Annotated in this window: 15 protein-coding genes and 1 tRNA gene; 11 read left to right on the forward strand and 5 right to left on the reverse strand. The window is 36.9% G+C overall.

Annotated features, from left to right (window positions below; all coding sequences use genetic code 11):
- Nucleotides 1-59: 59 nt before the first annotated feature.
- Nucleotides 60-132 (reverse strand) — tRNA-Lys (locus tag AC06G9_RS06520).
- A 138-nt stretch (nt 133-270) separates the two neighbouring features.
- A complete protein-coding gene (prmC, locus tag AC06G9_RS06525) occupies nt 271-1,125 on the reverse strand; it encodes a peptide chain release factor N(5)-glutamine methyltransferase (RefSeq protein WP_045756276.1) in 855 nt (284 codons plus the stop codon).
- A 205-nt stretch (nt 1,126-1,330) separates the two neighbouring features.
- Here prmC and ribD point away from each other — a divergent pair, with 205 nt between their 5' ends.
- The gene (gene ribD / locus AC06G9_RS06530; RefSeq protein ID WP_045752945.1) at nt 1,331-2,377 is read left to right on the forward strand and encodes a bifunctional diaminohydroxyphosphoribosylaminopyrimidine deaminase/5-amino-6-(5-phosphoribosylamino)uracil reductase RibD; all 1,047 of its coding nucleotides are present in this window, start codon (nt 1,331-1,333) and stop codon (nt 2,375-2,377) included.
- 28 nt (nt 2,378-2,405) lie between these two features.
- Complete coding sequence (locus tag AC06G9_RS06535; RefSeq protein WP_293925368.1) at nt 2,406-3,686, forward strand: DUF2851 family protein; 1,281 nt, start codon at nt 2,406-2,408, stop codon at nt 3,684-3,686.
- A gap of 1 nt (nt 3,687) precedes the next feature.
- Here AC06G9_RS06535 and AC06G9_RS06540 read toward each other — a convergent pair whose 3' ends face one another.
- Nucleotides 3,688-4,341, reverse strand: coding sequence for an ankyrin repeat domain-containing protein (locus AC06G9_RS06540; RefSeq protein ID WP_248754314.1), 654 nt, complete (start codon nt 4,339-4,341; stop codon nt 3,688-3,690).
- A 356-nt stretch (nt 4,342-4,697) separates the two neighbouring features.
- Between AC06G9_RS06540 and AC06G9_RS06545 the strand changes: the two genes are divergently transcribed.
- The 8 genes from AC06G9_RS06545 to AC06G9_RS06580 all read left to right on the forward strand — a co-directional run bounded on the left by AC06G9_RS06545 (nt 4,698) and on the right by AC06G9_RS06580 (nt 11,318).
- Entirely contained in the window at nt 4,698-5,261 is a 564-nt protein-coding gene (locus AC06G9_RS06545; protein WP_248754313.1) for a UbiX family flavin prenyltransferase, read from the forward strand.
- 235 nt (nt 5,262-5,496) lie between these two features.
- Nucleotides 5,497-6,765: a dihydroorotase gene (locus tag AC06G9_RS06550; RefSeq protein ID WP_045752941.1), complete on the forward strand. Its 1,269-nt coding sequence runs from the start codon at nt 5,497-5,499 to the stop codon at nt 6,763-6,765.
- Between the two features lie 2 nt (nt 6,766-6,767).
- Nucleotides 6,768-7,442 (forward strand): hypothetical protein, encoded by a 675-nt coding sequence (locus tag AC06G9_RS06555; protein WP_045752940.1) that lies wholly within the window; start codon nt 6,768-6,770, stop codon nt 7,440-7,442.
- Complete coding sequence (locus AC06G9_RS06560) at nt 7,442-8,038, forward strand: DUF4199 domain-containing protein (protein ID WP_045752939.1); 597 nt, start codon at nt 7,442-7,444, stop codon at nt 8,036-8,038. The genes AC06G9_RS06555 and AC06G9_RS06560 overlap by 1 nt, the downstream gene beginning before the upstream one ends.
- 101 nt (nt 8,039-8,139) lie before the next feature.
- Entirely contained in the window at nt 8,140-9,090 is a 951-nt protein-coding gene (locus AC06G9_RS06565) for a glycosyltransferase family 2 protein (RefSeq protein WP_045755310.1), read from the forward strand.
- 9 nt (nt 9,091-9,099) lie between these two features.
- Complete coding sequence (locus AC06G9_RS06570) at nt 9,100-10,227, forward strand: glycosyltransferase (RefSeq protein WP_248754311.1); 1,128 nt, start codon at nt 9,100-9,102, stop codon at nt 10,225-10,227.
- A gap of 57 nt (nt 10,228-10,284) precedes the next feature.
- A complete protein-coding gene (locus AC06G9_RS06575) occupies nt 10,285-10,557 on the forward strand; it encodes a hypothetical protein (RefSeq protein WP_045752937.1) in 273 nt (90 codons plus the stop codon).
- Entirely contained in the window at nt 10,554-11,318 is a 765-nt protein-coding gene (locus tag AC06G9_RS06580; protein ID WP_293925369.1) for an MBL fold metallo-hydrolase, read from the forward strand. The genes AC06G9_RS06575 and AC06G9_RS06580 overlap by 4 nt, the downstream gene beginning before the upstream one ends.
- 40 nt (nt 11,319-11,358) lie before the next feature.
- Here the strand turns inward: AC06G9_RS06580 and AC06G9_RS06585 are convergent, their stop codons facing one another.
- Together AC06G9_RS06585 and queA are read right to left on the reverse strand one after the other, a co-directional pair.
- Nucleotides 11,359-12,045, reverse strand: coding sequence for a 2-C-methyl-D-erythritol 4-phosphate cytidylyltransferase (locus AC06G9_RS06585; protein WP_480957755.1), 687 nt, complete (start codon nt 12,043-12,045; stop codon nt 11,359-11,361).
- A gap of 88 nt (nt 12,046-12,133) precedes the next feature.
- A complete protein-coding gene (queA, locus tag AC06G9_RS06590; RefSeq protein WP_045752934.1) occupies nt 12,134-13,183 on the reverse strand; it encodes a tRNA preQ1(34) S-adenosylmethionine ribosyltransferase-isomerase QueA in 1,050 nt (349 codons plus the stop codon).
- A 192-nt stretch (nt 13,184-13,375) separates the two neighbouring features.
- On the opposite strand from queA, the gene AC06G9_RS06595 reads away from it, so the two are divergent.
- On the forward strand, nt 13,376-14,620 hold the full coding sequence (locus AC06G9_RS06595) for an ABC transporter permease (protein WP_480957756.1): 1,245 nt from the start codon (nt 13,376-13,378) through the stop codon (nt 14,618-14,620).
- Nucleotides 14,621-14,730: the final 110 nt, after the last annotated feature.

The raw sequence follows: 14,730 nt of genomic DNA on the forward strand, positions 1-14,730 counted from the left end.
TTCTGTTCTCATCCCATTGGATACAAAAAAAGCTTCACACTCTGTGAAGCTTTTTTTTGTGATCCCGCTGGGATTCGAACCCAGGACCCATACATTAAAAGTGTATTGCTCTACCAGCTGAGCTACGGAATCCTTTCTTTTTGGAAATAAATCCGTTTCTGAAAGTGATGCAAAGGTAGAAAAAATAGTGATATGTGCCAATTTTTTAAACAATTTATCTTAGATTATTTTGTTACTGTTTGGTAATGAAATAATTAATTTTTTATTGCCCTATTTTTTCGCATGTATCATTCTTGGGTTTTGTTGCATATCATGATATAATTCTACCATTTTAAACCCTTTTTTACGAAGCATATCAACTGTTTCATCCCCATAATATTGATTAATTTCAAAATATAGATCCCCATTGGCCGTTAAATGTTTCAACGCGAATGAAGCGATTGTCTCATAAAATAGTAAGGGGGCAGTTTCTTCCACAAAAAGTGCAAGATGTGGTTCAAATTCCAATACGTTGGGATGCATTTCCTCTTTTTCTTTAGGTGTGATATAGGGAGGGTTGCTAACAATGATATCATATTGTTGCGATTGAAAAATATATTCCCACTCTAAAATATCAGCATTGACAAAGTTAATAGGGGTATCCAATCGCTGTGCATTGCGTTTAGCTGTTGCTATTGCTTCTTTAGAAATATCTAATGCGGAAATTTGAGCTTCTTGTAGATGTCTTTTCAGTGAGATCGGAATGCAGCCCGATCCAGTGCCGATGTCGATAATGCGCAATGGCACCTGATCTTTGTGATTGCGGATAATCATATCGACCAGTTCCTCTGTTTCTGATCGAGGAATCAATACAAAAGGATTGACTTCAAAAACTTCACCATAGAAATCGGCTTTTTTCAAGATGTGCTGTATGGGTTTCTGCTTCACTAGGTCATGTAGAATATGTGACATACGTAAGCTTTGATCTGCTGACAATACGAGATCTTTATTTAAACTGTACTGCATTCTGGAAAGTCCTAAAACATCTTCAATAACGATATAGAAGATGTTTTTAATTTCTTCTGCGTCATAAAATGTAGCGAGATCTTTTTGGAACAAGCTGTCGTAGGTTTGTAAATTTTCCATTCCTCAAACTTAGATAAATTTGTTTTATTTACCATAATAATTGCAATAGATGGCAAACAATTATTCCTTCAAGTCTTTTTATAGAGCACTCAAGTTGTTGTACAATGAGCGTTATTTGGTATCTGTATGGACAATTATATGATCGTTAAAAATTCGCTATAAATCTTGTGTTTTCTGTTCTAGTATTGTTTTGATACTTTTGTGTATGAATATGCAAGAAAGCTACATGCGCAGGTGCTTAGAATTGGCCATTTTGGGAGCAGGTACTACAAGTCCCAATCCAATGGTAGGTGCGGTTATTGTCTGTGAAGATCAAATAATTGGAGAAGGCTACACCTCACCTTATGGTGGAGCGCATGCAGAAGTAAATGCTATTCAGCAGGTATTGGACCATTATGGAGATGATGCAGCAGCAAAATTAAGACAGTCAATTTTCTATGTCAGTTTAGAACCTTGTGCACACTTTGGTAAGACGCCTCCGTGTGCAGATCTCATTGCAAAATATAAACCGCAAAAAGTTTATATCGCCTGTTTGGACCCGTTTGCTCAAGTAGATGGAAAAGGTGTGGAAATTTTGAAAAATGCAGGTGTGGAGGTCGAAGTAGGGCTTTTGAAACAAGAAGCGCTATGGTTAAATCGCAGGTTTTTTACACGCGTTCAAAAACATCGTCCCTACGTCATTCTCAAGTGGGCAGAAAGTGCTGATGGCTACTTAGGAAAAGAAGGTGAGCAAGTGTGGATTAGCAATGCAGCGAGTAAGCAATTGGTTCATAAATGGCGAGCAGAGGAAGATGCAATTTTAGTTGGGACCAAAACCGCATTAGTCGATAATCCAACTTTGACTGTGCGCGAATGGCAAGGGAAAAATCCGAAACGGATATTGATCGATAAATTACTGACTGTACCAAAAGAAGCTGCGATTTTTAACGATGAAGCTGAAACCATCATCTTCAATGCCGTTAAAACGGAGTGGTCTGGTCATAATAAATATATTGAATTGGAAAATTTTGACTGGTATTTACCACAAAATATTTTATATCAATTGTACCTGATGGACGTTCAATCGATCATCATAGAGGGTGGGGCGAAGACATTAGCTTTATTTATTGAAGCAAATCTTTGGGATGAAGCCCGAGTAATTAAAAGTACCAAAAACTTAGGAGAAGGAATCAAGGCACCTCACCTGCATGGAATATTAAAAGAAAGTGTACAAATTTCAGATGACGAATTGAAAATATTACTTAATATGTAAATTCAGATTATTTGATTATCTTTAGGTTATGACTATTCCTGAAGATCTTTTGCAATTCATATGGAAGTTGCGTCTTTTTCAGACAGACCAATTAAAAACCGTTCATGGTGATCCTATTCATGTTGTACAGGTGGGGGAGCAGAATAACAATGCTGGCCCTGATTTTTTATTTTCAAAAATCCGTATCGGAACAGTCGAGTGGACTGGAAGTGTCGAGATTCATATGCGGGCATCAGATTGGTTTTCACATGGACATCATCGTGATCCTCAATATCACAATGTGATTTTACATGTCGTGTGGGACGATGATCAAGACGTATATTATAAAGATGGCTCGCTGATACCAACATTTAAATTGGCAAACTATGTTTCAGAAAAATTGCTGGACCAATATCAACGTCTGATGGAAGGGCAGCGGTGGATTCCCTGCGAAAATCAACTTCATCAATTGGATGCTTTCAAAATCGAACATTGGATAGATCGTATGGCGATCGAAAGGATGGAAGAGAAGTCCCAGGCGATTTTGGTTCTATTGGAACAATTTGACGGGGATTGGGAAAAGACTTTTATTGTTTGGCTGTTCAGAAGTTTTGGATTTAAAGTTAATGCAAAAGCATTTGAAGCATTGGGTGAACAAGTTTCTACTTTATTAGTGCAGAAATATAGACGTGATGCCCTTAAAATAGAAGCCATGATCTTTGGGCAAGCGGGTTTGTTAAATACAAATTTTAATGAAGAATATCCCCTAAAGCTACAACAGGAATACAATTATCTAAGAAATGCACATGATTTAAAAGAAACTCATTTTCCTTTGTTGTTTTCAAGGATGCGACCGCATAACTTTCCTACTATACGTTTAGCGCAATTGGCCAATTTATTGCAACATGATCGCATGCATCTCCAAGAAATTCTAAAGATTGAAAAACTGAATGATTTTAGAGTGCTAATGGATCAGATTCAAGTGGCGACGTACTGGAAAACTCATTTTAATTTTGGAAAACAATCTTCTTTGATCAGCAATCATCGACTCAGTACAGTAAGTCAAAATATAGTGATCATAAATGCTTTCATCGTATTTACCTTTTCCTATGGAACATATATGGGACTCGAAGAGTTCAAAGAGAAAGCAATGTATTGGTTAGAAGAATTGCCTGCTGAGAACAATAATATCATCGATAAATTTGAACAAATGGGCGTATCATGTTTACATGCAGCACACTCTCAAGGATTGCTGCATATTAAAAATAGATATTGCGATTTCAAGCAATGCTTAAGTTGCGGTATAGGTCTGGAACTGTTGAAAAGATAGTCTAAATTTCCTTCAGTATTTCTGCAATATCACCGTAACCTTTTGATGCGGCTAAATCTGAAGCAGTTTTATTATTCATATTTTTTAATTCGATGCGCGCGCCATTTTCCAGAAGCAATACAATTAATTCAATATTTCCCTGTTGGGCGGCCAGATGTAGTGCAGTCTGACCATTGCTCGGTATACTGTTGACATCGGCACCAGCTTCTATAAGCAATTTACTGATGGCATTATTTTTATTTAAAAGGGCGATCTGTAAAGGATACAAACTTTCTTCATTTTGTGTAGGAATGTCTGGATCGGCTTTGTGTGTCAGTAAAATTCGGACAGCCTCTTCTTTATTAAAATGTGTTGCTAAGGCAAGTGCAGAATAACCATGTGTTGAAATTTCATTCACAACCGTAGGCAATTGCTTAATCATAGCCTCTATGTAATTGTTTAAGCCCGCAGCAACTGCTTCATGAATATTTAAACCTTGGTTATGTTGCAGCAGCACGCGTATGATTTGAGGTTTATGAAAATAACAGGCTAATAATAATGGCGAAATCCCATGACTGGTCTCTTCTAAGATTAAATCGGGATTATTGGTTAATAGTAAATCCAAATCCCTACTATTTCCAGATTCGATGTATTGTTCTAATATACTTAAGCTCATTTTTTCGTATTATACGGTCTTATCGGACTCTAAAATAGAAAAAATATATGATGGAAATCTGGATTTTAAAAAAAATATCAAGATTAATTTAAGCGTCAATCGCTGTGATCGAGCAATTATTTGCGCTCGATCGTGGACTTTTTTAACCTTCTTATTTTCAAAATGTAGCCTTTAAGCCTCATCTGTGGAGACGTAGCTACAGTACACCCCTTTTTTAATAAAATTCTTTTGAAATATTCACACGAATGGTATATTTGTATATGCTCATCCCAAGAGCAGGTTTTTCATAGGTAGATGTAGGGTCGAATATTCCTTATTCGACCCTTTTTTATAGCTTTGTTTTTTAAAAGGAAATTATGTCTAGAAAAATTGTAGTGGCGATAACAGGAGCAAGCGGTTCCATATATGCTAAAGTTCTGCTCAATCGGCTGGTGGAATTAAAAGATCAGATCAGTGAAGTCGGAGTAGTCATGTCCGATAATGCGAAGGTGGTATGGCAAGAAGAATTGCAAAATCAAGATTATAATCAAATACCATTTAAATTTTACAGCAAAAATGATTTTTTTGCACCTTTTGCATCCGGTTCAGCACGTTTCGATACCATGATCATCTGTCCGTGTTCTATGGGCACATTAGCGCGTATTGCGCATGGTATTTCTTCCGATCTGACCACACGTGCAGCAGATGTGATATTGAAAGAAAGGCGAAAATTAATATTAGTGACACGCGAAACACCTCTAAGTCAAATTCATATTCAAAATATGAAAATTATTACAGAAGCTGGTGGCGTTATTTGTCCTGCATCACCTTCATTTTACAGCATGCCAAAGACTTTTGATGACTTAGCAGCTACAGTGGTTGATCGCGTACTGAGTTTAGCAGGTTTTGATTTTAATCATTATCAATGGGGAACAGAATAAGGAAGCGTGGTACGAATATTTTCTAAAATTCAATGCAAAATCGATACTATTTTGTAACTTTGTTCTTTGAAATGAAGCAGTCTAAAGCGACACGTATTAAAAATCATCCTTCCTCTAATTTTCAAAGAGAAAACTTTCTATTTTTATTGAATTCCATTACAGAAAAGATGTTGTTATGCTTTAAAACTTCGAGTACTTACTATTCAAATCCAATAAATTTCAATTTCTTAAACATATGAAAAGCGTATTAATTACTTCTGTAAAAGTGGTTTTGCCAGGAAATGAATTTGATCAACAGGTGGTTGATGTGTTCATTGAAAAGGGAAAGATTTCTAAAATTGCAAAATCGATTGAAGTCGCTGATAAAAATATAGAAATATTTGACGGTACAGGAAATGTACTTTCGGTCGGTTTTTTTGACCTAAATGCCAACTTTGGTGAACCGGGATTAGAAACAAAAGAAGATATCACTTCTGGATCAGCTGCAGCTGCAGCAGGAGGGTTTACGGCAGTTGCTGTCATGCCCAATACTGAACCAGCTATCCAGAGCCGCGCTGAGGTTGCTTTAATTGTGAATATTGCAAAGGGTAATTTGGTGGATGTGCTGCCCATTGGAGCTGTGAGTAAAAATCGCGACGGACATGAAATGGCCGAACTGTATGATATGAAACAGACTGGTGCTATTGCATTCAGTGATGGTAATAGAAGTATGCAGCAAGCAGGATTAATGAGCCGAGCATTATTATATGCAAGAGGATTTGGAGGATTGATCATCGCCCATGCCGAAGATGCATCGATGGCAGGTGGCAATAAGATGAATGAAGGCGTCATGAGTACATATTTAGGTATGAAAGGCATCCCTAATCTTGCCGAATCATTAATGGTTTCGAGAGATTTATACCTTGCCGAATATGCCGAAGCACCCATTCACTTCACTTCAATCAGTACAGCGGAGGCAGTGGATTTAATTAAAAAGGCAAAAGGAAAAGGTATTCAAGTGACGTGCGATGTCGCTGCTCATCAGCTTGTATTTACGGATGATGAAATCGTTGATTTTGACAGTAATTATAAAGTAAGCCCGCCATTGCGCACCAAAGCAGATGCTAAAGCGTTAATAAAGGGATTAAAGGATGGTGTCATTGACGCTGTTGTGTCGCAACATACTCCACATGAAATTGAATTTAAAAATGTTGAATTTCATATCGCCAAAAATGGTATCATAGGATTGCAGACCGTTTTGCCGCTGTTGATCAAAGCTGGATTAAATGAGCAACAGATAGTTGAAAAATTAGCTGTAAATTCACGTCAGATCGTGGGCTTGACTGTGCCACAGATCAAAGAAGGCGAAGCTGCAAATCTAGTATTATTTAATATGAATGAAAGTTGGGTTTTTGATCAACAATCAAATAAGTCCAAATCAAGAAATAGTCCTTTATTCGGAAAAGAGTTAAAAGGAAAAGTTAAATTAGTGATCAATAATGGTCAAATCATAAAAAATGCTTAATAATGGAAGCGAATATTAAAGCGGCTGTTGCTGCAGGGATTAACACCTACGGTAGAGTAGATAACATCGAAACAAAATCAGAATTTCTAACAAAAGTTGAAACCGTTTTTGATACTGATGGAAAATATATCGATAAATTGGCTTTGTTGGACGAAGTATTTGATGACTATCCACTATTCGATGAATTGAGAGAAGTGTATGTCGATCTATTATTGATGAACTTTTTCTCTACAGATATCCAAAAATTGGAAGATGATTATTTAGAATCTGAAGAATGGGAAAAAATCGAAGATGAAACAATTGATCGCGGTACAGAATTGTTGAACATCTTTTTGTATTTACGTGAATGTAAAGATGATGAGATTGAACCAGATTTGGATGACTATTTGAAAGAATTCTTATTGGTTGATGAAGATGAATTCCAAGATGAGCATGAGATCTACGAAGACATCATTGCCAATCAGATTTTAGTAGAGAGCACGTATGCTGAAATTGCAAAAACAGCAAAAACAATCAATCCTTCTAGCGAAGTGTATGAATTGTTTTATGCAGTTTTAAGCTTCTTTAGTGAAATCAATCCAAAAGATGCTCAGTTTCAAGAATACGAAGCTCAGAGTGAAAATAAAGCTTTTGATGCTGCACTATATCAGATCATAACTCAGTTTTATAAAGGATAATGGAAGTTGGCGTAGACAAAAATAGTAAGATTACAAGCATTGTATATGGTGTTGTCTTAGGCGTGATTTCCTTTGTTTTGGGATTATGTTCGATCTACATCGTGAGACCATTGGCAGGATCGTCTCTTTTACAATTTACCAATCCGTTTTTTAACTTCATTTTATTTGTAGGTGTTACGGTTTTATTAACGTTCTGCTTACGTAAGAAAATGGGCGGGATATGGGACTTTAGTAAAGCATTAAAATGTATTTATATCATGCTTGTAATTAACCATTTAGTCGCTTCGGTAAGTACATTTTCTTATTTGGCATATGTCGAACCTACGATTCAAGAAGAGAATTTTCATGTCATGATGAATGCACGGATTGAAAGTATGGAGAAAAGTACAAATTTTGCTAGTGAAGAGGAAAAGCAACAAACGATAGATGCAAGCATCGAACAGATGGAGAAAGATAATGAATCGGTCGCTACAATGACCCTAGGAGCACGCGTGAAAGGTTTTGTAATCACCTTGTTGCCTTATTTTCTGTTTGCCCTATTGTTGGCTGCTTTGACAAAAAATGGTCAAAAAAGTATCGGTAATCCAACAGTTTAAAGGAATAAAATTTAAAAAAATCAATACGTTAAGGTGTTGTCTTATAGACGATACCTTAACTTGTTTATAAAGCAAATATATTGACAATGATCAACGTACATATGGATATTTCAGTTGTTGTTCCTCTTTTTAATGAAGAAGAGTCTTTACCAGAGTTGACCTCGTGGATAGATCGAGTGATGGCTAAACATCAGTTTTCTTATGAAATTATTTTAATCGATGATGGAAGTAAGGACAAATCATGGGCAGTCATCGAAGATTTAAAAAAGGACAATAATAATATTTCTGCCATCAAATTTAGACGTAATTATGGAAAGTCAGCAGCTTTAAATGTTGGTTTCGCAGCCGCACAAGGAGATGTGGTCATTACGATGGATGCCGATTTGCAGGATAGCCCTGATGAAATCCCAGAATTGTACGATCGAATCATGAATAAAGGTGCTGACTTAGTTTCAGGATGGAAGCAGAAACGTTATGATCCCCTAACAAAGACATTACCGACCAAGCTATTCAATGCCGTGACGAGAGGAATGTCTGGAATTGATAATCTACACGATTTCAATTGTGGATTGAAAGCATATCGTAAAGATGTTGTAAAAAATATTGAGGTATATGGTGAAATGCACCGTTACATTCCTGTGATCGCCAAATGGGCAGGTTTCACCAATATCCAAGAACAAGTGGTGCAGCACTATCCACGCAAATACGGTACAACTAAGTTTGGAGCTGGACGTTTTGTGAAAGGTTTCTTGGACCTATTGTCCATCTTCTTTGTTGGGAAATTTGCGAAACGCCCGATGCACTTCTTTGGAGTTATGGGTGTCGTAAGCTTTTTATTAGGTCTCATGATTACCCTCTATCTGATCTGTCATAAATTGATGAGTATAGCTTCAGGAGCGCCATTTCGCGACATTACCGATCAACCCTTGTTTTTCTTGTCATTGACCGCTATTATCATTGGTACTCAATTATTTTTGACCGGTTTTTTAGCTGAACTTGTTTCCCGAAATAGCACAGATCGTAATAATTATCAGATCGAGAAAGTCATTTAATTAACGGGTATGCGTATTGTTATTTTAGGTTCTGCATATCCATTGCGAGGGGGAGGAATTGCTTCATTTAATGAACGATTGGCGCAACATTATCAGCAATTGGGGCATGAAGTAGATATTTATTCATTTTCGCTGCAATATCCTAACTTTCTGTTCCCAGGTAAATCACAGTTTTCAGATGAACCTGCTCCAAAAGGCTTGCGCATTTTTTCAAAGGTGAATTCGATCAATCCTTTTAACTGGATCAAAATAGGTCTTGAGTTGAAGAAAGCAAAATATGACCTCTTGATTGTGCGGTTTTGGATGCCATTCTTTGGACCGTGTTTAGGCACGATTCAGCGTATTGTACGTCAAAATAAGCACACAAAAGTCGTGTGTATCGCTGATAACATCATCCCTCATGAACACCGGATGGGAGATGAGCTACTGGCAAAATATTTTTTAAATGCAGTGGATGGTTGTGTGACCATGAGTAAAAGCGTACTCAAAGATTTAAGAGCGATTAAACCCAAACTACCAGCAGTCTATACCCCGCATCCCTTATACGATAACTACGGACCTTCTATCAGTCTTGAACAAGCACGAGCAGAGTTGAAGATACCTGTAGCCGAAAAGGTTGTCCTTTTCTTTGGTTTTATCCGCCAATATAAAGGATTGGATATGTTGCTAGAAGCTTTAGCAAAAAATGAATTGAAACAAATGAATGTCAAGCTGTTGTTGGCAGGTGAGTTTTATGGTGATGAAGATTATTATCAAAAATTAATTGAAAAACATCAGCTTCAAGATCGCATATATCTCCACACCTCTTTCATAGCCAATGATGCTGTAGGCACATATTTTTGCGCCGCAGATGCTGTTGTATTACCTTATCGATCGGCGACCCAGAGTGGTATAACACAAGTAGCCTATCACTACGATGTTCCCATGATTGTTACCCGTGTGGGGGGGCTACCTGAGTTGGTGCATGATCAGGTGGTTGGAAGTGTTGTCGAACCTAATACGGAAGAAATAGCGAAGGGAATAGTGGCATTTTATCAAGATGATAAATGCGATAGATTTCGTGAAAATATTAAAGTCGAAAAGAAAAAATACAGCTGGGATACCTTTGGAAAGGAAATACTTCGATTAGGAGAGTGATTTTTAATTTTAAAAATTACTATATTTGAATATAAGGGCGCATAAATTGAGGAGAAATTGGTAGCATTTACACAAAGTAGTTTAGATAAGATTGAAGATCTTTTTAAAGATCAGGGATATCGGGTGAGGTATGAGAAAGGAACATTCAAAACAGGAGCGTGTGTCTTACAAAATTCACATGTAGTGGTGGTGAATAAATTTTCGAATTTGGAAATGAAAATTCAATCTTTGATAGCCATCTTAAATGATATTGACATCGATGAGTCACGAGTTAATGAGAAGCATACCGCCATTTATACACAAATTGCTAAACTAAAATCTAAACGTTGAAAATCAAATTTTTAGGAACGGGGACTTCACAGGGTGTACCTGTAATCGCTTGTCAATGTATTGTTTGTCTATCAAATAGTCATTTTGATAAACGCTTGCGTTCTTCTATTTTGATTCATTATCATGACCGAAATATTATCGTTGATACGGGGCCTGATTTTAGGTATCAGATGCTGCGCGAACAAGTTATGCATTTGGATGCCATATTAATGACCCATTCACACAAAGATCATATCGCGGGTCTCGATGATGTTCGTGCTTTTAATTTTAAACAACAATCTTCCATCGATATTTACGGAACACCGGTGCTTCATGAGGCCTTGAGACGCGAATTTTATTACGCATTCTCGGGAGCGCAGTATCCAGGTATTCCAAGATTGGAATTGGTAGAAATAGAAGCGTTAAAGCCATTTTCTTTATTCGATAAGGAGATTTTACCCTTAGAAGTCATGCATTATCAAATGCCAGTTATGGGTTTTCGAATCGATGATTTTGCGTATATAACTGATGCCAAAACGATATCAAGCGCAACAAGAAAAAAATTAACAGGGCTGAAAGTCTTAGTGATCAATGCTCTACAAAAAGAAAGTCATATTTCCCATCTGACTTTAGGGGAGGCGATCGAATTTGCACAGGAGATAGGTGCTCAAAAAACCTATTTAACACATATTGGCCATCGCATGGGCTTACATCAAGATGTATCACAAGAGTTGCCCCAACATATTCACTTAGCCTACGATCAGCTTGAGATTGAGTTATAGGGAAGAATAGAAAAATCCATTACATTCTATTGGCAATGCTTTACATTTTTAAATAGATTTGAGCAATTTCTAAGTCTTCAGGATAAGTAATTTTTATATTTTTATAATCACCCATTACGATTTCAATCGCATGGCCAAGTTTTTCTACTACCGAAGCATCATCCGTGAATGTTGTTTCCTCTTCTTGCTCATAAGCACGTTCTAACAAACAAGCTTCAAATATCTGTGGGGTTTGGACCAACCAAATCTGATTGCGATCAATCGCCTGGGTGTTTGTGCCTTTTGTCATCCGTACAGAATCTGTCGAAGATCTGGCAACAATAACAGCTTTTGATTTTTTTGCCTTTTCAAAAGCCAGATCAATGGTAGACGTTTGGATGAGTGGTCGGGCACCATCGTGTATGGCAATTGCAGATCCATTAAAATCAGGAAGCATTTTTTTAATAAAAGCAATTCCTTTTTTTACCGTTTGAAACCGTGTTTTTCCACCATAGCTAATGGAGTGCGGGATCGTGAAGTGATATTGTTTGCAGAGAGACTTCCAAAAGTCCTCCATTTCAGAGTCGATCGCAATAATGAGGTGAGGTTTTGTTTCACTCGCATAAAATTTTTCGATTGTATGCATAAGCACAGGCTTGTTTTCTAAAAGCAAGTATTGCTTTGGCAGATTAGACTGCATACGGCTTCCTTTACCTGCGGCTACTATTAAAACGAAGTTTTGATCCATCACAATTTGGTGTCAATAAGGGAATATTGGAAATAAAAAACGTGGATAAATAGCCTACTTATCCACGTTAATCTTTTTATGAAGTTGATTAGATAATCAACATGGCATCGCCATAGCTATAGAATCTATATTTTTCTTTTACAGCTTGTTCATATGCGTTCATCACATGCTCATATCCTCCAAATGCAGCAATCATCACTAACAAAGTAGACTCTGGTGTATGGAAGTTGGTAATCATGGAGTTGGCAATACTGAAATCGTATGGTGGATAGATAAACTTACTTGTCCAGTCATTAGCCGGTTTTAGGTGGCGATCCGCAGAAACCGCAGATTCGATAGCACGCATAGAAGTGGTACCAACAGCACAAACCCTTCTTTTTAGATCGATCGCTTTGTTGACCGTTTTTGCAGCTTCTTCCGTAATGATGAACTGCTCAGAATCCATTTTGTGTTTCGTTAAATCTTCAACTTCCACTGTTCTGAACGTTCCTAGACCAACGTGTAAGGTCACCTCTGCAAAATCAACACCCTTTAATTCCAAGCGCTTCATCAACTCGCGGGAGAAGTGAAGACCAGCAGTTGGAGCAGCGACAGCACCTTCGTTTTTAGCATAGATCGTTTGGTAACGGAATTTATCCTCAGGAGTAGCTTTACGTGTGATGTATTTTGGAAGAGGTGTTTCTCCTAAAATCTCAATATTGCGACGGAATTCTTCATCCGTACCATCAAATAAGAAACGGATAGTACGTCCACGAGAAGTGGTGTTATCAACAACTTCAGCGACTAATAGATCATCATCCCCAAAGTAAAGTTTATTACCTACACGGATTTTACGAGCGGGATCAACCAAAACGTCCCATAAACGAAGTTCTTTGTTTAACTCGCGTAACAAAAATACTTCGATAGTAGCACCTGTTTTTTCTTTGTTACCATATAAACGTGCTGGAAAAACTTTTGTATTATTTAAAATCATGACATCTTTGTCATCAAAGTAATCTAATACATCTTTGAAAATTTTATGCTCAATTTTACCAGTGTCGCGGTGTAAAACCATTAAGCGTGATTCGTCACGATTTTCAGTTGGTTCAGACGCCAAAAGAGACTCTGGTAAGTTGAATTTAAATTGAGATAACTTCATCTTTAATATTGATATTTTAAATGATTGCCTGTATATGTATTTAAGTTCCAAATAACAGACTTATCGGAACATAAATAAGCATACAAAGGTAGGTAATTTTTTAGTTAAAAGGGTGTTTCTTTCGGTATTAAATTGATTAATGAATTCATTTTGACATAAAACCAAAACTAAATTGTATTTTAGAACCTGAATATGCTAGTTATAGGTCTCATAAAAGAAAGTGCGAAATTCGCATTGTCAGCATTAAAAGATAATCGTACACGAACGCTATTGTCCTTATTAGGTGTAACGATAGGTATTTTGACGATCATTGGCGTTTTTTCTGCTGTCGATACGCTACGGAATAATATCGAAAATTCGGTAAAAAAGATCGGATCCAATACTTTATATATCGAAAAATGGCCGTGGACAGGGGGACCCGATTTCCCTTGGTGGAAGTATCTGAATAGACCGGAACCGAAATATAAAGATTTTCTTGCACTTAAGGAACGGATTACCACTGCCGATAAAATTGCCTATATCATCAATATCGGTGGCTCTACTATTAAATATAAAAATAATAATGCCTCTGGGGTGATGATTTCTGCAGGTACCCAAGACCAATATAACATACAAAATTTCAATGTTGAAAAAGGAAGATATTTTGTGGAAAGCGAAACTCGTGCAGGGGCGTTGGTAGCGGTATTAGGAGCTACTATTGCCGAAGGACTGTTCCCTAACAGCGATCCGCTAGGCAAATATGTCAATATGTTGGGGCGAAAAGTCCAAGTGGTCGGTGTTTTGAAAAAAGAAGGAGAGGGCGTTTTGATCAATACTTCGCCCGATAATAGTGCCTTTATTCCTTTTGAGCTCGCCCGAAATTTAGTCAATTATGATAATTTTTCTCCGAGCATTGCGATTCGGGTTCTGCCAAAATATTCCTTAGCAGAGGCAGAAAGTGAAATAAAAGTACTGATGCGTTCTATACATCGTATAGCACCACAGCGCGAAGATGATTTTTCTATCAATCAAACCACTATGATTACTTCACAATTGGATAAATTGTTTGGTATTGTTAATTTGGCTGGGTTTTGTATCGGTATCTTTTCCGTTTTAGTTGGCGGATTTGGTATCGCAAATATTATGTTTGTGAGTGTCAAAGAGCGTACCCATATTATTGGCATCCAAAAGGCTTTAGGAGCTAAAAACTTTTTTATACTATCTCAATTTTTGATCGAATCCATTATACTGTGTTTATTAGGAGGGGCTATTGGTCTCTCGATTGTATTTTTAATAACCTTGTTAGTAAAATTAGCAATCGGAATGACGATTGTCGTGAGTTTAAAGATGGTATTGTTAACCGTATTAATCTCCACATTAATAGGCTTGATATCAGGTATTGTACCAGCTTTGATGGCGTCAAGGCTAGATCCTGTAGAAGCAATACGTAGCAAATAAGCTATAAAATGAAAATAGTTTACTCTTTAATGTTTTAAGTAGTGAGTTTTTGTGTTATTTATTGTAATTTAAGTTCAGCTTAAACTGATTAAATTATTTAAAGAATAAAT

Source organism: Sphingobacterium sp. MAE, from assembly GCF_056711605.1.